Source organism: Rhizobium sp. Rhizsp82, from assembly GCF_047325115.1.
In the GTDB taxonomy this organism is placed as follows: domain Bacteria; phylum Pseudomonadota; class Alphaproteobacteria; order Rhizobiales; family Rhizobiaceae; genus Rhizobium.
The window spans coordinates 876,562-895,000 of sequence record NZ_CP168570.1 but is presented as its reverse complement, the minus strand read 5'-3'; the positions used below and the strand labels follow the sequence as shown (position 1 = coordinate 895,000).

At 61.6% G+C, this 18,439-nt stretch carries 19 protein-coding genes (1 of these 19 cut by a window edge); 11 read left to right on the top strand and 8 right to left on the bottom strand.

Features of this window, described 5'->3' with window-relative positions:
- The 3 genes from hrpB to ACEN84_RS08980 all read left to right on the top strand — a co-directional run.
- Window positions 1-1,806 carry the 3' portion of an ATP-dependent helicase HrpB gene (hrpB, locus tag ACEN84_RS08990; RefSeq protein ID WP_413710616.1) on the top strand. Its footprint begins 657 nt before the window's first position, so 1,806 of the gene's 2,463 nt are visible here — the last part of the coding sequence; its start codon lies beyond the left edge, outside the window; the stop codon is at window positions 1,804-1,806.
- Window positions 1,807-1,816: 10 nt separating this feature from the next.
- A complete protein-coding gene (locus ACEN84_RS08985; RefSeq protein ID WP_413710615.1) occupies window positions 1,817-3,127 on the top strand; it encodes an ActS/PrrB/RegB family redox-sensitive histidine kinase in 1,311 nt (436 codons plus the stop codon).
- Between the two features lie 71 nt (window positions 3,128-3,198).
- Window positions 3,199-3,774, top strand: a complete 576-nt coding sequence (locus tag ACEN84_RS08980) for an ActR/PrrA/RegA family redox response regulator transcription factor (RefSeq protein ID WP_413710614.1) — start codon at window positions 3,199-3,201, stop codon at window positions 3,772-3,774.
- 3 nt (window positions 3,775-3,777) lie between these two features.
- On the opposite strand, the gene ACEN84_RS08975 is transcribed toward ACEN84_RS08980, so the two are convergent.
- Window positions 3,778-4,272: an MmcB family DNA repair protein gene (locus tag ACEN84_RS08975; protein ID WP_413711283.1), complete on the bottom strand. Its 495-nt coding sequence runs from the start codon at window positions 4,270-4,272 to the stop codon at window positions 3,778-3,780.
- A 180-nt stretch (window positions 4,273-4,452) separates the two neighbouring features.
- On the opposite strand from ACEN84_RS08975, the gene ACEN84_RS08970 reads away from it, so the two are divergent.
- On the top strand, window positions 4,453-5,139 hold the full coding sequence (locus ACEN84_RS08970; protein WP_025555305.1) for a L,D-transpeptidase: 687 nt from the start codon (window positions 4,453-4,455) through the stop codon (window positions 5,137-5,139).
- 86 nt (window positions 5,140-5,225) lie between these two features.
- On the opposite strand, the gene ACEN84_RS08965 is transcribed toward ACEN84_RS08970, so the two are convergent.
- From ACEN84_RS08965 to hslV, 6 genes are all read right to left on the bottom strand, one after another.
- Window positions 5,226-7,388 carry a malate synthase G gene (locus ACEN84_RS08965; protein ID WP_413710613.1) on the bottom strand — a complete coding sequence of 721 codons (2,163 nt, stop codon included), beginning with the start codon at window positions 7,386-7,388 and terminating at the stop codon, window positions 5,226-5,228.
- A gap of 89 nt (window positions 7,389-7,477) precedes the next feature.
- On the bottom strand, window positions 7,478-8,878 hold the full coding sequence (locus ACEN84_RS08960; protein WP_413710612.1) for a cytochrome P450: 1,401 nt from the start codon (window positions 8,876-8,878) through the stop codon (window positions 7,478-7,480).
- Between the two features lie 51 nt (window positions 8,879-8,929).
- Window positions 8,930-9,874: a DUF1402 family protein gene (locus tag ACEN84_RS08955; RefSeq protein ID WP_130282899.1), complete on the bottom strand. Its 945-nt coding sequence runs from the start codon at window positions 9,872-9,874 to the stop codon at window positions 8,930-8,932.
- Between the two features lie 188 nt (window positions 9,875-10,062).
- Window positions 10,063-11,370, bottom strand: a complete 1,308-nt coding sequence (gene hslU / locus ACEN84_RS08950) for an ATP-dependent protease ATPase subunit HslU (protein ID WP_413710611.1) — start codon at window positions 11,368-11,370, stop codon at window positions 10,063-10,065.
- Window positions 11,367-11,894 (bottom strand): GNAT family N-acetyltransferase, encoded by a 528-nt coding sequence (locus tag ACEN84_RS08945; RefSeq protein ID WP_413710610.1) that lies wholly within the window; start codon window positions 11,892-11,894, stop codon window positions 11,367-11,369. Before ACEN84_RS08945 ends, hslU begins: the two co-directional genes overlap by 4 nt.
- On the bottom strand, window positions 11,881-12,411 hold the full coding sequence (gene hslV, locus ACEN84_RS08940) for an ATP-dependent protease subunit HslV (RefSeq protein ID WP_199628055.1): 531 nt from the start codon (window positions 12,409-12,411) through the stop codon (window positions 11,881-11,883). The genes ACEN84_RS08945 and hslV overlap by 14 nt, the downstream gene beginning before the upstream one ends.
- 178 nt (window positions 12,412-12,589) lie before the next feature.
- On the opposite strand from hslV, the gene hisB reads away from it, so the two are divergent.
- Genes hisB through coaA form a run of 7 tightly spaced genes read left to right on the top strand, consistent with a single transcriptional unit; the run spans window position 12,590 to window position 17,250 of the window.
- The gene (gene hisB / locus ACEN84_RS08935; RefSeq protein ID WP_025555298.1) at window positions 12,590-13,198 is read left to right on the top strand and encodes an imidazoleglycerol-phosphate dehydratase HisB; all 609 of its coding nucleotides are present in this window, start codon (window positions 12,590-12,592) and stop codon (window positions 13,196-13,198) included.
- Between the two features lie 24 nt (window positions 13,199-13,222).
- A complete protein-coding gene (locus ACEN84_RS08930) occupies window positions 13,223-13,708 on the top strand; it encodes a DUF2628 domain-containing protein (RefSeq protein WP_413710609.1) in 486 nt (161 codons plus the stop codon).
- Window positions 13,708-14,358 (top strand): imidazole glycerol phosphate synthase subunit HisH, encoded by a 651-nt coding sequence (hisH, locus tag ACEN84_RS08925; RefSeq protein WP_413710608.1) that lies wholly within the window; start codon window positions 13,708-13,710, stop codon window positions 14,356-14,358. Before ACEN84_RS08930 ends, hisH begins: the two co-directional genes overlap by 1 nt.
- A gap of 27 nt (window positions 14,359-14,385) precedes the next feature.
- On the top strand, window positions 14,386-15,135 hold the full coding sequence (hisA, locus tag ACEN84_RS08920) for a 1-(5-phosphoribosyl)-5-[(5-phosphoribosylamino)methylideneamino]imidazole-4-carboxamide isomerase (RefSeq protein WP_203429882.1): 750 nt from the start codon (window positions 14,386-14,388) through the stop codon (window positions 15,133-15,135).
- Window positions 15,132-15,920, top strand: coding sequence for an imidazole glycerol phosphate synthase subunit HisF (gene hisF / locus ACEN84_RS08915; protein ID WP_413710607.1), 789 nt, complete (start codon window positions 15,132-15,134; stop codon window positions 15,918-15,920). The genes hisA and hisF overlap by 4 nt, the downstream gene beginning before the upstream one ends.
- Window positions 15,921-15,934: 14 nt before the next feature.
- Entirely contained in the window at window positions 15,935-16,258 is a 324-nt protein-coding gene (locus tag ACEN84_RS08910; protein ID WP_025555293.1) for a phosphoribosyl-ATP diphosphatase, read from the top strand.
- Window positions 16,255-17,250 carry a type I pantothenate kinase gene (coaA, locus tag ACEN84_RS08905; RefSeq protein ID WP_413710606.1) on the top strand — a complete coding sequence of 332 codons (996 nt, stop codon included), beginning with the start codon at window positions 16,255-16,257 and terminating at the stop codon, window positions 17,248-17,250. Before ACEN84_RS08910 ends, coaA begins: the two co-directional genes overlap by 4 nt.
- Here the strand turns inward: coaA and ACEN84_RS08900 are convergent.
- Entirely contained in the window at window positions 17,237-18,433 is a 1,197-nt protein-coding gene (locus ACEN84_RS08900) for a glycosyltransferase family 87 protein (protein ID WP_413710605.1), read from the bottom strand. The two genes, coaA and ACEN84_RS08900, sit on opposite strands and share 14 nt — an antisense overlap.
- Window positions 18,434-18,439: the final 6 nt, after the last annotated feature.

Below are 18,439 nucleotides of genomic sequence, written 5' to 3'. Positions count from 1 at the left end.
TCGATCCTCGCATTCCTGCCGGGACAGGCGGAAATCCTGCGGACGGCCGAGCGGCTAGAGGGACGGCTTGGCGCCTCGACCCTGATTGCGCCGCTCTATGGCAATCTCAGCCAGAAGGAACAGGATGCCGCGATCAGGCCGGCGGCGGCAGGAACGCGCAAGGTGGTGCTGGCGACTTCGATCGCCGAGACCTCGATCACCATCGACGGTGTGCGGATGGTGATCGACAGCGGGCTGCAGCGGCTGCCCGTCTTCGAGCCGTCGACCGGGATCACCCGGCTGGAGACGGTGCGGGTATCGCGTGCCTCGGCCGATCAGCGGGCCGGACGCGCCGGACGAACCGAACCTGGCATTGCGCTGCGCCTCTGGCATCAGGGGCAGACGGCCGCCCTTCCCGCCTTCACCCCGCCGCAGATCCTCTCCAGCGATCTCTCCGGACTGGTGCTCGATCTCGCGCATTGGGGTGTGCAGGATCCGAAGACGCTTGCCTTCGTCGATCAGCCGCCGGCGGCCACACTTGCCGAGGCACGGTCGCTGCTGATCGATCTCGGGGCGCTCGCCGCCGACGGCAGCCTGACCGAGCGTGGGCGGACCATGCGCGAGATGGCGCTGCCACCGCGGCTGGCGGCGATGGTGGTTTCGGCCGGTGAACACGGCGATGCCCGCGAGGCAGCGTTGCTTGCGGTGCTGATGACCGAACAGGGATTGGGCGGCGCCAGCATCGATCTCGAGGAGCGGCTGCGCCGGTTCAAGACGGAGAAGGGCGAGCGGGCGGAATCCGCCCGGCGGCTGGCGCAGCGTCTGGCAAGCGGGCTCGACAAGGTGAAATCGACGGCTTCGCCAACGGCCGGGCAGCTGCTGATCCACGCGTTTCCCGATCGCATCGCCCTGCAGCGCGGCGCGCGGGGCCGCTACGTGATGGCAAATGGCCGCGGCGGCGAGCTGGCGGAAACCGAGCGGCTGGCGGGCAGCCAGATGCTTGTGATCGCCGACCTGACGGGGCGGGCGGCGCAGGCTCGCATTCTTGCGGCGGCCGAGATTACGCGCGGCGATGTCGAGGCGGAACTGCCGGGGGCGATCAAGACGGGCGAGCAGACCTATTTCGATCTGCCGAGCCGGCAGGTGCGGGCGCGCAAGGCGACGCGGCTCGGCGCCATCGTCTTCGAAGAGACGCCCCTTCCCCGGCCAAGCGGCGCGGCGACAGCCAAGGCGCTCGCCGACGGCATCCGGCAGCTCGGGCTTGCGACCCTCCCCTTCTCCAAGGAAGCGGCTCAGCTTCGCGAGCGGATCGGCTTTCTCTACCGGACGATCGGCGAGCCCTGGCCCGACATGAGCGACGAAGCGCTGCTCGAGCGGCTCGACGACTGGTTCGTGCCGTTCCAGGCGGATGTGCGCGGTATTGCCGATATCAGTGCCGGATCCCTGTCGAACGGGCTGATCAGCCTGGTTCCACACGCACTGCAGCGCGATCTGGCAAAGCTGGCGCCGACGCATTTCGAGGCGCCGACCGGGCAGCGCCATCCGATCCAATATGACGGTGAAGAGCCGTTGCTGACGATCCGGGTGCAGGAGCTGTTCGGGTTGAAGGATCATCCGGCGATCGGCGGCGGGCGGCTGCCACTGCTTCTCGAATTGACATCTCCGGCGCACCGGCCGATCCAGACGACGCGCGACCTGCCGGGCTTCTGGGCGGGCTCCTGGAAGGACGTGCGCGCCGAGATGCGCGGACGCTATCCGCGGCATCCCTGGCCGCAGCGGCCGGAAGAGGCACTGCCGACGACACGCGCCAAGCCGCGTGGTACATAAGGACATGACGATGGTAGACGACGCCGACAGTAAGACGCAGGAAGACAGACACAGCAGCCGGCGGCTTCGCCTGCAGACGATCGTGAGGCTGCGCTGGCTGGCGGTCGCCGGTCAGGCGGTGACTGTTTTCATCGTTGCCTTCTGGCTGAAATTTCCCCTGCCGCTGATTGCCAGCTGCTCGCTGATTGCAGCGCTTGCCTGGGTGAATTTCTACCTGACGATCCGCTACCCGCCGACGCACCGGCTGGAGGCGCCGGCTGCCTTTGCTCTGCTGGGGCTCGATCTGCTGCAGCTATCGGCGCTGCTCTTCATTACCGGGGGACTGGCGAACCCGTTTGCGGCGCTGGTCTGCGTGCCGGTCATCATTTCCTTTGCCTCGCAGCCGATCCGCTACAGCACGGCGCTGATCCTGTTTGCGATGGTCTGCATCACCATCCTCGCCTTCTCGCCCTTCCCTCTTCCGTGGTTCGATGGCGTGGAGATCAATGTGCATAATGTCATGCAGTTCGGCGTCTGGTGCTCGATCGCCTCGACCATGGCCTTTGCCGCCTTCTATGCCTATCGCGTATCGATGGAAGCGAGTCAGCTGGCCGATGCGCTGGCTGCCACCGAACTGGTGCTGCAGCGGGAGAAGCATCTGTCGCAGCTGGATGGTCTTGCCGCAGCGGCGGCGCACGAGCTCGGCACGCCGCTCGCGACCATCAGCGTCGTTGCCAAGGAGATGGAGCGCGAGCTGAAGGATGACGACCGGTTCCGCGAGGACGTGCAGCTGTTGCGCAGCCAGAGCGAACGGTGCCGTGACATCCTGAAACGGCTGACCAGCATGTCGACCGAGGGCGATGCGCATATGCGCCGCCTGCCGCTGTCGTCGATGATCGAGGAGATTCTCGAGCCCTATCGCGAGTCCCAGATCGCGCTGGAGCTGATCGAGAAAAGCCCGCGCAAGGGCGAACCGGTGACCGAGCGCAATGCCGGCATCCTTTATGGTCTCGGAAACCTGATCGAGAACGCCGTCGACTATGCTCGCGAGAAAGTGACCATAACCGTCGAACATGACCATCGTCGTGTCCTGATCGTCATAGAAGACGATGGCAATGGCTATGCGCCGGATATTCTGACACGGATCGGAGAGCCCTACGTGACCAAGCGGCAGAAGGAAGATACGGCGGGAGGCCTGGGGCTTGGGCTTTTTATCGCCAAGACGCTGCTCGAGCGCTCCGGCGCGGCACTGGTCTTCGAGAACCGCGAGCCGGAAGGTGCGGGCGCCCGTATCCGCATCGAGTGGCCGCGCATGCTGATTGACGCGCATTCGACAAAATGACTTTATCGGCCTAATGAAGTTTTGAACAATCGACCGATATTCAGGGCGGGGAACCGCCGGGATCAGAGACCATGACGGAACAGAACAGCGAAACCCTTGCCATCGGCGAACACGACATCGGCCCGGATGCGAGCCTGCTTATCGTCGATGACGACGGCCCGTTCCTGCGCCGTCTGGCGCGGGCGATGGAGACGCGGGGCTTCCATGTGGAGACGGCGGAATCTGTCGCCGAGGGCGTTGCCAAGTCCAAGGCTCATCCGCCGAAATATGCGGTGGTCGATCTGCGGCTCGGCGATGGAAACGGCCTCGACGTGATCGAGGCGATCCGTCAGCGCCGCGACGACACCCGCATCATCGTTCTGACCGGCTACGGCAATATCGCCACCGCGGTAACGGCCGTGAAGCTCGGCGCCGTCGATTACCTGGCTAAGCCTGCCGATGCAGACGACGTGTTTGCGGCGCTGACGCAGCGGCCGGGTGAAAAGGCCGAACTGCCTGACAATCCGATGTCGGCGGACCGGGTTCGCTGGGAGCATATCCAGCGGGTCTACGAGATGTGCGAGCGCAATGTTTCGGAGACCGCTCGCCGGCTCAACATGCATCGCCGCACCCTGCAGCGCATCCTTGCCAAGCGCGCCCCAAAGTAAGGCTCAGACGTCGTCGATGGCGAGCGGCTTGCCGTTCGCCCATTCGGCCATCATCAGCCGCTGAGCGGCAGCACGCGAGAAATTCAGCATCACCGATTTGCGGGTGGCGGGCGCCAGCTTATGTTCCGGGGCCTCGCGTATCATGTGCGCGCCGTAACCATCCGAAAGAAACAGGCCGCATTCCTCCGGAAAGATGTCGAGCGGCACATCCTTGTGGGTGGCGAAGAACAGCCGGTCGCAATGCGCCCGGTATTCCGGCCACTTGCGATCGACGCGGAAGTCCTCGATCGACGTCTTGATCTCGATGATCCAGATTTCGCCCTTATCCGATACCGTGATCAGGTCAGCGCGCCGGCCGCTTGCCAAGGGCAACTCGGGAAGCAGGGCATGGCGCATCTCGTGAAGTAAAATCTGAGTCCCGCGGCGCACGAGCATAGCTCTGTCCGATTGCCGGCCATCTATTAACGGATTGTTATTGTAAACACTCAAAATCGTCATGGATAACCGTGGGGAGAGGGTGCTTGTTGTTGCAAAAAAGCCATGCGCTTTTAATTTGCCGCTGCGGGTAACTTTTGTCGCGATGCAGCATCTTGCAAAGCCGAAGTTAATCGAAAATAAACCATAATCAAAGATGGTTCGAAGCATCCTCCCACATTGCCCAAAACTTAAGAGACATCCATGCGCATCCGCAATGCATTCCCTGTATTCGGCCTGATGGCAACACTCGCCCTGGCCGGTTGCTCTACCAGCACCGAAAGCGCTTCCGTCGAAGACAAGGCTGCTGCTGGCCCGACTGTTCAGACGGCACAGATTTTCGATGACGCCTACGGCGTTACCTCGGATGCCGGATACTCGCTCCCCGCAATCCCGATCCAGCGCGTGAAGCCGGAATTCCGCCGCCAGATCGTCAGCTACCAGACGGATGAGCGTCCCGGCACGATCATCGTCAACACCCGCGAGCGCCACCTCTATTACATCCTGCCGGGCGGCAAGGCGATGCGCTACGGCATCGGCGTCGGCAAGGCCGGCTTCGCATGGGCCGGCACCGCATACGTTGCCTGGAAGCAGGAATGGCCGAACTGGCACCCGCCGAAGGAAATGGCCGTCCGCCGTCCGGAGATCGCCAAGTATGTCGAGAACGGCATGGAACCGGGCCTGACCAATCCGCTCGGCGCCCGCGCCATGTACCTCTTCAACGACAAGGGCCAGGACACGCTGTTCCGCCTGCACGGCACGCCGGAATGGGCTTCGATCGGTACCGCCGCTTCTTCGGGCTGCATCCGCCTGATGAACCAGGACGTCATCGACCTCTACAGCCGCGTCCGTCCGGGCCGTTCGACCTCCAAGGTCATCGTTATCCAGTAAGCTATTTGCCCTATACGGCATGAAAAAGGCCGCCGGAGAGCTCCTCCGGCGGCCTTTTTGTTTGGGCGGTTAAAGCTGAGGCCGGGTTAACCGGCCTTCAGCTCCAGGCGGCGGCGGTGCAGGACCGGCTCGGTATAGCCGTTCGGTTGCTCGCGGCCCTTGAGCACGAGATCGACGGCAGCCTGGAAAGCGATGGACCTGTCGAAATTGCCGGCCATTGGTGTGTAGGCGGCATCGCCGGCATTCTGCTGATCGACGACGGCGGCCATGCGCTTCATCGTTTCGATGATCTGAGGCTCGGTGACCACCTTGTGATGCAGCCAGTTTGCCATGTGCTGGGCGGAGATGCGCAGCGTCGCGCGGTCTTCCATCAGGCCGACATTGTTGATGTCGGGAACCTTGGAGCAACCGACGCCCTGATCGACCCAACGCACGACGTAGCCGAGGATACCCTGCGCATTGTTGTCGAGCTCGCGCTGGATTTCTTCCGGCGTCCAGTTGGGGCGCGGCGCGACCGGCACCGACAGGATGTCGGAGAGCTTGGCGCGCGGGCGATCCTTCAGGCCGCGCTGAACGTCGGCGACGTTGATCTTGTGATAATGCGTGGCATGCAGGGTCGCAGCCGTCGGCGACGGCACCCAGGCGGTGTTGGCGCCGGCCTTCGGATGGGCGATCTTCTGCTCCAGCATCGCCGTCATCAGGTCCGGCATGGCCCACATGCCCTTGCCGATCTGGGCGTGGCCCGAGAGGCCGCATTCGAGACCGATATCGACATTCCAGTTTTCGTAGGCCGAGATCCAGGCCGCCTGTTTCATGTCGCCCTTGCGGATCATCGGGCCGGCTTCCATCGAGGTATGGATTTCGTCGCCGGTGCGATCAAGGAAGCCCGTATTGATGAAAACGACGCGCTCTGCCGCAGCGCGGATGCATTCCTTGAGATTGACCGTCGTGCGGCGCTCCTCGTCCATGATGCCCATTTTCATGGTGTTACGGGGCATGCCGAGCAGCTCTTCGACGCGGCCGAAAATCTCGACGGCGAAGGCCACCTCTTCAGGTCCGTGCATCTTCGGCTTGACGACATACATCGAGCCTTCTCGCGAGTTCTTGCGACGCCCTTTGGGGCCGACATCATAGAGCGCGATCAGGCCGGTGATGACCGCATCCATGATGCCTTCCGGCACTTCGTTGCCGTCGCGGTCGAGGATGGCCGGATTGGTCATGAGGTGACCGACATTTCGCACCAGCATCAGCGAGCGGCGGTGCAGCTCGAAGGTCGATCCATCCGGCGCGGTGATATCGGTGTCGGGATTGAGCTTGCGGATGAAGGAGGAGCCGCCCTTGGTGACTTCCTCCTGCAGGTCGCCCTTCATCAGGCCGAGCCAGTTCCTGTAGACGACGACCTTGTCTTTGGCGTCGACAGCGGCGACCGAATCCTCGCAGTCCATGATCGTGGTGATCGCCGATTCCAGCCAGACGTCGGAAATATTCGCGGGATCGGCCTTGCCGATCGCCGTTCCGGCATCGATGACGATTTCGATATGGATGCCGTTGTTCTTGAGAAGGACATGCGTCGGAGCGGCTGCGCTGCCACGGTAGCCGGCGAAATGTGCGGCATCCTTCAGCGGCAGGTCCTCACCGTCGACATCGGCGATCGCAAGCTTCGCACCGTCGATCTTCAGGCTTCCGACATCCTTCCAGGAACCGCCCTCAAGAGGAACCGCGCCGTCGAGGAAGTCGCGAACCCAGGCGATGACCTTTTCGCCGCGCTTCGGATTATAGCCCCTGCCCTTTTCGGCGCCATCGGTTTCCGGAATGGCATCCGTGCCGTAGAGCGCATCGTAAAGCGAGCCCCAGCGCGCATTGGCGGCGTTCAGCGCATAACGGGCGTTCATGACGGGAACGACGAGCTGCGGGCCGGCGATCGAGGCGATCTCGGCGTCGACGTTGGTGGTCGAGACCTTGAAGTCCGATCCCTCCGGCAGCAGGTAGCCGATCTGCTTCAGAAAGGCCTGGTAAGCGTCGAGATCGGCAGGCGCGCCGTTCTTGCGATACCAGCCGTCGATCTCGGCCTGCAGCCTGTCACGCTTGGCAAGCAGCTCGCGGTTCTTCGGTGCCAGATCGTGGACGATCTTCGAGAAGCCGGCGAAGAAGGTTTCGCCATCCACCTGAAGGCCCGGAAGTGCCTCCTTGACCAGGAAGTCGTGAAGGACGGCTTCGATCTGGAGACCCTGCTTTTCAACTCTACTCATGTGATGTTCCTCCGGCGGACGGCATACGTTTCATGCTGCCACTTTGCGCGGCTTTCATTCATAGTCAATTCTGCAATAGTTAGAAAGATTTATGCCTGGCCGGAAAGAGTGCGGGGCGTGACCCGCATCGGCAGGCCATTCTGCGGCTGCGTCGTCAGTTTCTGCACCGGCCAGGGATTGGTTTTTTCGGTGATATCGAAGCGGAAACGCTTCATCAGCACCGCCAGCGCGATGACCGCCTCCTGCAGTGCAAAGGTCGCGCCGATGCAGACGCGCGGACCGGCGCCAAACGGCAGGAACTGGAAGCGGCCGATCTTGCCGCGATTTTCGGGCAGAAAACGCTCCGGCATATAGGCGCGCGGCTTTTCCCAATAGAGTTCGTGGCGATGCAGCGTCCACGGCATGATCAAGACCGTCATGCCGGCATGGATATCGACACGCTCGCCCTTGGCATCGGTCCAGCTGTCATCGGCGATTGCGGCACGGTTGATCGAGGGTGCGGGCGGATAGAGCCGGAGCGCTTCCTCGAAGGCAGCCCTCGTCACCGGCATCAGATCGAGCCATTCGACCGGCTCCGCACCACTGGCAAGAACGCGATCGATCTCCTCCTCTATCGCGTCGCGGATATGCGGGCTGTTGGCGATGCAATAGAGTGTCCAGGCGAGCGCGCGGGCCGTCGTCTCATGCCCGGCGCCGATGAAGGTCAGGATATTGTCCTCGATCTCCTCGTTCGTCAGGCCGTCGGGACCCGCCTGCTCGAGCAAAAGCGTCAGGAAATCCTCGGGGGCAGCAGCGCGATTGGCGCGCATCTGTTCGAGGCGCAGGTCCATGGTCTTGTGGACCATGTTGCGGAACTGATCGAGGATCTTCTGGCCGCCGATGCGGGTGACACGCGGCACCCAGGACGGCGCGCGCATCAGATCCATCGGATCGACGCGGCCCATGCGATGCAGGAGCGCATTGACGTCATCGGCGAAATTGTCCGATGATGAGGCGATCTCGCCGGAAAACAGCGTGTCAGCCAATATCGCGAAGGTGAGCTCGGTCATATCGGTGGCGATATCGAAGCTGCCGCCGTCGTCGTACTTTTCAGCGTAGAGCTCGGACTGATGCAGCATCTGCCCCGCAAAACCCTTGGCGTGCCGCGGGGTGAAGACCGGTGCCACCGCCTTGCGCGAGCGCTTCCAGACCTGGCCTTCGGCGGTCAGCAGACCATCGCGCAGGATCGGCCGCAGTACCAGCTGGCGGATATCGGACATCCGGTAGTTCGAAGCATTGTCGACCAGCACATATTTGATGAGGCCGGGATCATTGACGATGATCGTGCTGTCGCGGAAGAAACGCGTCTTGATCCAGGGCAGCGTGTAGGACGGCTCGCCCCACAGCTCCAGCGGATTGCGCAGGATGGTGCGGATGATTTCCAGCCGCGACGGCGGCACAGTGCGCGGCACCGGCGCGGGTGGAACGAAGGGATCAGGACGCATGTCCATGATATTGCAGCCTTTCGTGGAAGATTTACGCCTTCCCGGCAAGGCAGAAGATTAGTTGAGGGCCTTCAACTCGTCCAGCTTGTCGTTGATCAGCCAGCCGTAATAGTTCTCTTCCGGCCAAACTGTCGCACCGCCTTTGTTCTTCGCGGCGAGTGCTGCTGCGCGCTGTCGGGAGTTGCCGACATTGTAGAGCGTCGCGGTCAGGCCCGGATTATCCGAGATATCCATGCCGGCGATCCGCTTGTAGTCGTCGATCGAGGTTCTGACTGACGCGGCGACGAAGGCCAGCGAAATATCCGGCTGCATGATCGCCTTGTAGACGCCGCTGGCATCCTTTTCGCTGAGCTTCGGATAGCCCGAAACGCGGGTGACGAGATCAGACAGCATCAGCGCCGTCAGCGGATTGATCTGGCCAAGACCGAAGGTCTGCCCGGCATAGAAGGGCTGGAAGAATACGGCGCTGAAGCGATTGTCGGGAAACTTCTTGCCGCCAACCGTCTTGCCGCGGAAGTCGGTTTCCCAGACATCCTCGCGGCAGCTCCAGAGCTGGTAGGAATCGCTCTTGCCGTTGCATCCGGCAAATTCCGGGCGGTCGATGAAGGTGTCTACATCCTCGCCGTCATAGGCAAAGCGGAAGCTTTCGCCGGCATAGGATGCAGCCTTGACGTAGTAAGACTGCAGCCGGTCGTAGGCGTCGACATTGTAGGTGTGCTCGCCGACCAGCGCGCCGATGATGTGGATCGGCTCGATGCCGTAGGCGGCCGCCGTCTTGCGGATCTTGCCCATCAGCTCGTGATCGCTCGACAGAAGCTCGTAGACTTTCTCATACTTACGGTCGAAGGTGGTCTTCGTGCCCTTGGTACGGCGGACGGAAGCGCCCGGGATCGGCGGCTGCTCGACGTTGCGGTTGCCCGGCGGCACCGTCTGCATGGCATAGGCCGGTGCCGAAGTGAAAGCCGCAACGGCAATGAGAAGGCATGTCAAAAGGCGTCGCACGATCCGCTATCCTGTCGAGTTCATGGTCCCTGGCTGCGAGCGCGTGACTGGACCACAATCTTGTCCGAATAAAGCCCGCGCCAGCAAAGAAAACGGGCCTTTCACTAGAAAGTAAAAGGCCCGCTGTCGAGGGTTTGATCATCAAAATCTCTTGCGCGGAACGCAAAGCATTTCGCGCATTGAGAAATTTAAAGGATGAAGCGCGAGAGGTCGGTGTTGTTGGCGAGATCGCCGACATGCTCCCGGACGTAATTCGCGTCGATGGTCACGGCACTGCCGCCGCGATCCGGCGCATTGAACGAGATTTCGTCCAGAACGCGCTCCATAACCGTCTGCAGGCGGCGGGCACCGATATTCTCGACCGTCGAGTTCAGATGAACCGCGACATCGGCGAGCGCATCGATCGCATCGTCGGTGAAGTCGAGGCTCAGTTCTTCGGTCTGCATCAGCGCGCGGTACTGGCGGATGAGACTGGCCTCGGTTTCCGTCAGGATACGGCGGAAGTCTTCCTTGCTGAGCGGACGAAGCTCGACGCGGATCGGCAGGCGGCCCTGCAATTCCGGCAGAAGATCCGACGGCTTGGCGACGTGGAAGGCGCCCGAGGCGATGAACAGGATATGGTCGGTCTTAACAGGACCATACTTAGTGGAGACCGTCGTGCCCTCGACGAGCGGCAGCAGGTCGCGCTGCACGCCTTCGCGGGAGACGCCGGCACCCATGCCGCCATCGCGGGCTGCGATCTTGTCGATTTCGTCAAGGAAGACGATGCCATCGTTCTCGACCGAACGAACGGCCTCGCGCTGGATGACTTCATTGTCGATCAGCTTGTCGGACTCGTCGCGGATGAGATCGGTGTAGGAGGCCTTGACGGTCGTGCGGACCTTCTTGGTGCGGCCGCCCATCGCTTTGCCGAACATGTCGGAGAGGTTCAGCACGCCAATATTGGCGCCCGGCATGCCGGGAATTTCGAAACCGCCCATGCCCGAGCCGGTATCGGCAACCTCGATGTCGATTTCCTTGTCGTCGAGCTCGCCGTTACGCAGCTTCTTGCGGAAGCTGTCGCGGGTGGCGGGCGATGCCGTGGCGCCGACCAGCGCATCGAGCACGCGCTCTTCGGCGCTCATATGCGCCTTGGATTCGACTTCGGCGCGCTTCTTGTCGCGCACCAAGCCGATGCCGATCTCGACGAGATCGCGGATGATCTGCTCCACATCACGGCCGACATAACCGACTTCGGTGAATTTGGTGGCTTCGACCTTGATGAAGGGAGCGCCGGCGAGCTTGGCAAGACGGCGAGAGATTTCGGTCTTGCCGACGCCGGTCGGGCCGATCATCAGGATGTTCTTCGGCATCACTTCGTCGCGCAGGCTCTCATCGAGCTGCTGGCGGCGCCAGCGATTGCGCAGCGCAATTGCCACCGCGCGCTTGGCGTCGTGCTGGCCGATAATATGACGATCGAGTTCGGATACGATCTCACGGGGAGAAAAGTTGGTCATTGCAAATCCGTTTCCTGGTTTGCGTCCAGCACCATGAAATGGGCGGGACCATAGATGGATGTTCTTGTGTCGAGATAGCGAAAGCCGGCTTTCTCATAGGCACGGATCGCCGCGTGATTTTCCGGATGCGGATCGATGACGATCCTTTTCGTGCCTCCGGCGAAAAGCTCAGACGCGATCTGGCGAATGATCGCGCTGCCGTGACCCTTGCCGATCAGCGCCGGGATGCCGATGGAAATATCGAGCCCGAGCGTGCCTTTCGGCTGATCCTGATAAGGATGGCCGTCTTCGAGATGCGGATCGTAATGCTGGAGATAGGCGATCGGCCGCCCTTCCAGCTCCACGATCATTGGCCGCGTTTCTATGCTTTCCATCGCTTCGACGACGTGCTCGGCATTCTGCTGCGGATCCCCGTCCCACCATTTCGCGACATGCGGCTCGGCGAACCACCGGCTCAGCACGGGGATATCCCCGGCCTCGACATCGCGGAAATGGTAGCGGGGTCCGTCCTCAGCCATCGGCATCAAGCGTTTCGACGATGATGTTGTGGTTGGTATAGACGCAGATGTCGGCGGCGATATCGAGCGCCTTGCGGGCGACCTCTTCCGCCGACTTGTCGGAATCGAGCAGGGCAAGCGAGGCTGCGAGCGCAAAATTGCCGCCCGAGCCGATCGCCATCGTGCCGTGTTCCGGTTCCAGGACGTCGCCATTGCCGGTAACGGCAAGCGTCACGGTCTTGTCGGCGACGAGCATCATGGCTTCGAGATTGCGCAGGTACTTGTCTGTGCGCCAGTCCTTGGCGAGCTCGACGGCTGCGCGCATCAGCTGGCCCGGATACTGCTCCAGCTTCTTTTCGAGGCGCTCGAGCAGTGTGAAGGCATCGGCGGTGGCGCCGGCGAAACCGGCGATCACTTCGCCGCCCTTGCCGATGCGGCGAACCTTGCGGGCATTGCCCTTCATGACGGTCTGGCCAAGGCTCACCTGGCCGTCGCCAGCCATGACCACCTTGCCGCCTTTTCGAACTGTAATAATCGTTGTCATAAAACATCCTTGCCCGGGGGCCGGGCCGTTTTGCGCGGGCCGCTCACCGGCCCTGTTGAGCCCTATGTAAGTGGGCTTCCGCCGATTGCAAATGGTGCCGTTTTTCTGCGGCCGCGCTTCTGGATATTTTAGGGAACGCCTGATATGGAACCCGCGTCATTCCCGATGGAGCAGCCAGATGGCCGAGACCGCAGCAAGCCGCACGGGCGCCGTTTCCCGCAAGACCAACGAAACTTCGGTTTCGGTTTCGGTCAATCTCGACGGCACCGGCAAGTCGAAGATTTCGACGGGCGTCGGCTTCTTCGACCATATGCTTGACCAGCTGTCACGACATTCGCTGATCGATATGGAGATCGAGACCAAGGGCGACCTGCATGTCGACGATCATCATGCCGTCGAAGACACCGGGATCGCGATCGGCCAGGCCATTGCGAAAGCGCTCGGCGATCGCCGCGGCATCACCCGCTACGCCTCGATCGACCTGGCGATGGACGAGACGATGACGAAGGCTGCGCTCGATCTTTCCGGCCGTCCCTTCCTCGTCTGGAACGTCTCCTTCAGCGCGCCGAAGATCGGCACATTCGATACCGAACTGGTTCGCGAATTCTTCCAGGCGCTCGCGCAGAACGCCGGCATCACCTTGCACGTGCTCAACCATTATGGTGCCAACAATCACCATATTGCAGAGACCTGCTTCAAGGCCGTTGCCCGCGCGCTGCGCACGGCGACAGAGATCGATCCGAGACAGGCGGGCCGTGTTCCCTCGACGAAGGGCACGCTCGTCTGAGCCCCTTCAGGGAGCTTGACGACATTGACTTCCAGCTATCTGTTTCTGACTGCCCCTGACGGAGCGGATGCCAGCCACGAAAAGACGCGCGTCATCCGCGACGGCTTCACGGTTCTTGGTTTCTTCTTTCCATGGCTCTGGCTGCTGGCGCACCGCCTCTGGCTGCATGCGATCGTAGCCTTTCTGGTGCAGGCCATCGGCGGCGTGCTGATGGAGCGCCAGGGTCTCTGGCCCGCTGGCTTCGCGCTTTCTCTCGCGGCCAGCCTGATCGTTGCGCTTGAGGGGCAGAATTTCCGCATTGGAAATCTCGCCGCCAAGGGCTGGAACGAAGACGCGGTCGTCTCGGCCGATTCCGTCGACGAGGCGGAAGAGATCTATTTTTCCGATATCGAGACCATCACGCAGGAAGACGGCGTGCCGGCACCGGAATGGGAGCGACATCAACGCTCCACCGGCCGTCACGGCAACACCACCTCGCTTGGTCTCTTTGGTTTTGATGGAGGACGCTGATGCGCGTCGCAATTATCGATTACGGTTCCGGCAACCTGCGCTCGGCAACGAAGGCCTTTGAACGCGCTGCTCGCGAGGCAGGCATCGACGCCCATATCGACCTGACCGACAAGGCGGAAGCCGTTGCCTTGGCTGATCGCATCGTCCTGCCCGGCGTCGGCGCCTATGCCGATTGCCGGCGCGGTCTCGATGCCGTGCCCGGCATGGCCGAAGTGCTGATCGAGGCTGTTGAGAAGAAGGCAAAGCCCTTCCTCGGCATCTGCGTCGGCATGCAGCTGATGTCCTCGCGCGGTCTCGAAAAGACGGTGACGCAGGGCTTCGGCTGGATCCCCGGCGACGTCAAAGAAATGACGCCTGATGATGCCTCGCTGAAGATCCCGCAGATCGGCTGGAATACGCTCGATCTGAGGCATCCGCATCCGCTCTTCGACGGCATCCCGACGGGTGCCGACGGCTTGCACGCCTATTTCGTTCATTCCTACCATCTCGATGCCGAAAACGCCTCGGATGTGATCGCCACGACGGATTACGGCGGCCCGATGACCGCCTTTGTCGGCCGCGACAACATGGCCGGCGCGCAGTTCCATCCGGAAAAGAGCCAGAAGCTCGGCCTCGCCCTGATCACCAATTTCCTGCGCTGGAAGCCGTAAGGCTCGCGCGAAGCAAGGACAGACATCATGATCCTCTTTCCCGCCATCGACCTGAAGGACGGCCAGTGCGTCCGCCTGAAGCTCGGCGATATGGACCAGGCAACGGTCTACAATCCGGACCCGGCAGCGCAGGCCAAGGCCTTCGAAGACCAGGGTTTCGAATGGCTGCATGTCGTCGATCTCAACGGCGCCTTTGCCGGTGAAAGCGTCAACGGCGCAGCCGTCGATGCCATCCTCAAGGCGACGAAGAATCCGGTGCAGCTCGGCGGCGGCATCCGCACGCTCGATCATATCGAGAGCTGGCTGTCGCGCGGTTTGGCCCGCGTCATTCTCGGCACGGTCGCGGTTCGCGATCCGGCGCTCGTCATCGAGGCCTGCAAGGCCTTTCCTGGCCGCGTTGCCGTCGGCATCGATGCGAAGGGCGGCAAGGTCGCCGTCGAGGGCTGGGCCGAAGCCTCGGAGCTCGGCATCATCGAGCTTGCCAAGAAGTTCGAAGGCGCCGGTGTTGCCGCCATCATCTATACCGATATCGATCGCGACGGCATCCTTGCCGGTATCAATTGGACCTCGACGCTGGAGCTTGCCGAAGCGGTCTCCATCCCGGTGATCGCTTCGGGTGGCCTCGCCTCTATCGCCGATATCGAGCGCATGCTGCAGCCGGATGCCCGTAAGCTGGAAGGCGCGATTTCCGGCCGCGCGCTCTACGATGGCCGTATCGATCCGGCGGAAGCGCTGTCGCTGATCAAGGCTGCCCGCGCCAAGGAGATTGCACAATGACGCTAAAAGCCCGTGTCATCCCCTGCCTCGACGTCAAGGACGGCCGCGTCGTCAAGGGCGTCAATTTCACCAATCTCGTCGATGCCGGCGACCCGGTGGAAGCGGCAAAGGCCTATGATGCGGCCGGTGCCGACGAGCTCTGCTTTCTCGACATCACCGCTTCCTCCGACAATCGCGACACGATCTTCGACGTCGTCTCGCGCACTGCCGAACAGTGCTTCATGCCGCTGACCGTCGGCGGCGGCGTTCGCACGATCGCCGATATCCGCAAGCTGCTGCTCTGCGGCGCCGACAAGGTTTCGATCAATTCGGCGGCGGTCAACAATCCTGATTTCGTCGCCGAAGCCGCCGACAAGTTCGGCGACCAGTGCATCGTCGTTTCGATCGATGCCAAGCGACGCCGCACGCAGGCTGTCGGCCAGGATAATCTGAGCGCCTGGGAGATCTACACGCACGGCGGCCGCAACGCGACCGGCATCGATGCCGTGGAATTCGCGCAGAAAATGGTTGCCCGCGGCGCCGGCGAACTGCTGGTCACATCGATGGACCGCGACGGCACGAAGATTGGCTACGATCTGGAGCTGACACGGGCGATCGCCGACAGCGTGCGCGTTCCCGTCATCGCCTCCGGCGGCGTCGGCAATCTCGACGATCTCGTTGCTGGGGTGAAGGAAGGCCATGCGACGGCCGTGCTTGCCGCCTCGATCTTCCATTTCGGCACCTATTCCGTCGGCGAGGCAAAGCGCTATATGTCATCCCACGGCATTGCGATGCGGCTCGACTGAGTGAAAGCGATAGAATGAGCGGATTTTCCCTTTCCGATCTGGAAAAGATCGTCGACGAGCGGTCGAAGGCCTCACCGGACGAATCCTGGACAGCGAAGCTGGTTTCTGCCGGTCAGCCGAAGGCAGCGAAGAAGCTTGGCGAGGAGGCGATCGAGGCTGTGATGGCCGCGGTCACCAACGACCGGACCAACCTGACCTACGAGTCGGCCGATGTCCTCTATCACCTTTTGGTCGTATTGAAGATTGCAGGCATTCCGTTGCAGGATGTCATGGCCGAACTTGAGCGGCGGACCGCTCAATCCGGCCTCAAGGAAAAGGCCAGCCGGCAGAGTTCATGAGTATCGTGTCGCAAATCATCGGAGCGCCCGAGGCGCTCGATCACTTCCAGGCGAATTCCTATTCGCCCTATCACTTCTTTTCTTCCGAGGAATGGGCGAAGTTCCGCGCCGATACGCCGCTGACGCTGACCGGCGAGGAAGTGACGCGGCTGCGCTCGATGGGCGACCCGATCGACCTCGACGAAGTCAGGCGCATCTACCTTTCGCTGTCGCGCCTGCTGTCCTCGCATGTCGAATCCTCGCAGTTGCTCTTCGAACAGCGCAACCGCTTCCTCAATCTCGAGGGCGTCGCCAAGACGCCCTTCGTTATCGGCATCGCCGGATCGGTCGCGGTCGGCAAGTCGACGACGGCTCGTGTGCTGAAAGAGCTGCTGCGCCGCTGGCCGTCGAGCCCGAAGGTCGACCTGATCACGACTGACGGCTTCCTGCATCCGAACTCGGTGCTGGAGCGCGAAAACCTGATGCAACGCAAGGGTTTTCCCGAAAGCTACGACACCGGAGCTATCCTGCGTTTTCTTTCGGCAATCAAGGCCGGACAGGCGGACGTCAAGGCCCCTGTTTATTCCCACCTCGTCTATGACGTGATCCCGAATGAATACAAGATCATCGACCGGCCTGATATCCTGATCTTCGAAGGGATCAACGTACTGCAGTCCCGCGACCTGCCGGCCGACGGCAAGATCGTGCCGATGGTCTCTGACTTCTTCGACTTCTCGATCTATATCGATGCCGAGGAAAAGCAGATCCATAATTGGTACGTGAACCGCTTCATGCGCCTGCGCGAAACCGCTTTCCGCGATCCGAACTCATATTTCCATCGCTACGCATCGATCAGCGAAAAGGAAGCACTGTCGATCGCCGAGGGCCTGTGGGCCAATATCAACCTGAAGAACCTGCGCCAAAACATCCTGCCGACCCGCCCGCGCGCCGACCTGATACTGCGGAAGGGTCCGAACCACCTGATCGAACAGGTGGCGCTCAGGAAGCTTTAGGCAGAGGCTCGAGTCCAATTGCGCGTCGTTGGCCGGCGGCAAGGGCGTAGGTCACCAGCAGGATTGGTGCGAGAACGGTAATGCCGATCTCGTGATAATTTATGCGGTGGATGAAGAGCGGGAACAGCCAGAACACCGCCATCGCCAATCTGCTTAGGCGGGGTTCGGTCACAAACAGGAATGCGGCGGTCACGCACATCGGGATCGTGTCGTAGCTGTAGCCATAAGGCGACGCTACGATCGCTAACGTTGCCGTAATACAGGCGCGCTTTCCATGCTCGATGGGATTTTGGGGGCGCCAGAGCCAAATGGCTACGGCAGCGCACAGCACTAGTGCAACAGCCTGGCCGGCATAGCCACCAGCGACGCTGAACCCGAGCCATCGGCACGCGAGGAAAACAGTTATCGCGTGGGCCTGATAAGTTTGCGGATAAGGTGCTTCCAGAATGGAGGACATCAGCGGTGCTGTCTTGCCGATAAACAGTGTCCAGACATCGAAACCAAATGCGAGTCCTGTGGCCAGGAAAAGCAGGCTCGCAGTGACGGCAGCCGAGAGAAATGCGCGATAACTGCCGCTCGCGATCAGGCATATCGGGATCAGCAATCCCAGATGCGGCTTCATCGTCAGGACGCCGAAGAGTATTCCCGCGACTATTGGCCGGGTGTAGACGAGCGATAAGCCGCCGATGAGCAGGGCCGCCGTCAGGGCGCCGTTCTGGCCGATGAGGAGATTTGTAAAGCCGGAGGGGCTGAGAAGACAGGCAGCATGAGCAAGCAGCGGCAACGATAGCGGCCGCAAAGCGAAATGCAGCGCAACAATCGAACCGACTGTCCAAACGACATAAGCAACGGCGATCGGTAATTGTGCGAGCGGCGTGCCGACCAGCAACACCGACGGCGGATAGCTCCATTCCTGATCGGCAAGCTGCGGCGTGAACATACTGCGCAGAAAAGCCCGGTAGGCATCAACGTCAAAAATAGTGCCGACACCTCCCTTGGATGCAAGAAGACCGCCCGCCCAGAGATTCGTAAAGTCCCAGTATGGTAGCTTTTGTATACCGGTAGACAGGCCATTAGCATCAAGCTGCCACAGCTTGATATAGTAGCCGAAACCTATCGACAGCCCGAGAAGAACCGCGCAAAGGCCAGCCGTGATATCGAATTTGCTATATGCCTTGCCCATCGCTCA

Coding starts and splice junctions, on each gene's coding strand:
- ACEN84_RS08945 (WP_413710610.1), bottom strand. CDS start 11,894: ATGCCGATGGCTGAGGACGGACCCCGCTACCATTTCCGCGATGTCGAG.
- hslV (WP_199628055.1), bottom strand. CDS start 12,411: ATGACAACGATTATTACAGTTCGAAAAGGCGGCAAGGTGGTCATGGCT.
- hisA (WP_203429882.1), top strand. CDS start 14,386: ATGATCCTCTTTCCCGCCATCGACCTGAAGGACGGCCAGTGCGTCCGC.
- ACEN84_RS08900 (WP_413710605.1), bottom strand. CDS start 18,433: ATGGGCAAGGCATATAGCAAATTCGATATCACGGCTGGCCTTTGCGCG.
- hisH (WP_413710608.1), top strand. CDS start 13,708: ATGCGCGTCGCAATTATCGATTACGGTTCCGGCAACCTGCGCTCGGCA.
- coaA (WP_413710606.1), top strand. CDS start 16,255: ATGAGTATCGTGTCGCAAATCATCGGAGCGCCCGAGGCGCTCGATCAC.
- ACEN84_RS08975 (WP_413711283.1), bottom strand. CDS start 4,272: ATGACGATTTTGAGTGTTTACAATAACAATCCGTTAATAGATGGCCGG.
- ACEN84_RS08980 (WP_413710614.1), top strand. CDS start 3,199: ATGACGGAACAGAACAGCGAAACCCTTGCCATCGGCGAACACGACATC.
- ACEN84_RS08970 (WP_025555305.1), top strand. CDS start 4,453: ATGCGCATCCGCAATGCATTCCCTGTATTCGGCCTGATGGCAACACTC.
- ACEN84_RS08985 (WP_413710615.1), top strand. CDS start 1,817: ATGGTAGACGACGCCGACAGTAAGACGCAGGAAGACAGACACAGCAGC.
- hslU (WP_413710611.1), bottom strand. CDS start 11,370: ATGACCAACTTTTCTCCCCGTGAGATCGTATCCGAACTCGATCGTCAT.
- hisB (WP_025555298.1), top strand. CDS start 12,590: ATGGCCGAGACCGCAGCAAGCCGCACGGGCGCCGTTTCCCGCAAGACC.
- ACEN84_RS08960 (WP_413710612.1), bottom strand. CDS start 8,878: ATGGACATGCGTCCTGATCCCTTCGTTCCACCCGCGCCGGTGCCGCGC.
- ACEN84_RS08910 (WP_025555293.1), top strand. CDS start 15,935: ATGAGCGGATTTTCCCTTTCCGATCTGGAAAAGATCGTCGACGAGCGG.
- hisF (WP_413710607.1), top strand. CDS start 15,132: ATGACGCTAAAAGCCCGTGTCATCCCCTGCCTCGACGTCAAGGACGGC.
- ACEN84_RS08965 (WP_413710613.1), bottom strand. CDS start 7,388: ATGAGTAGAGTTGAAAAGCAGGGTCTCCAGATCGAAGCCGTCCTTCAC.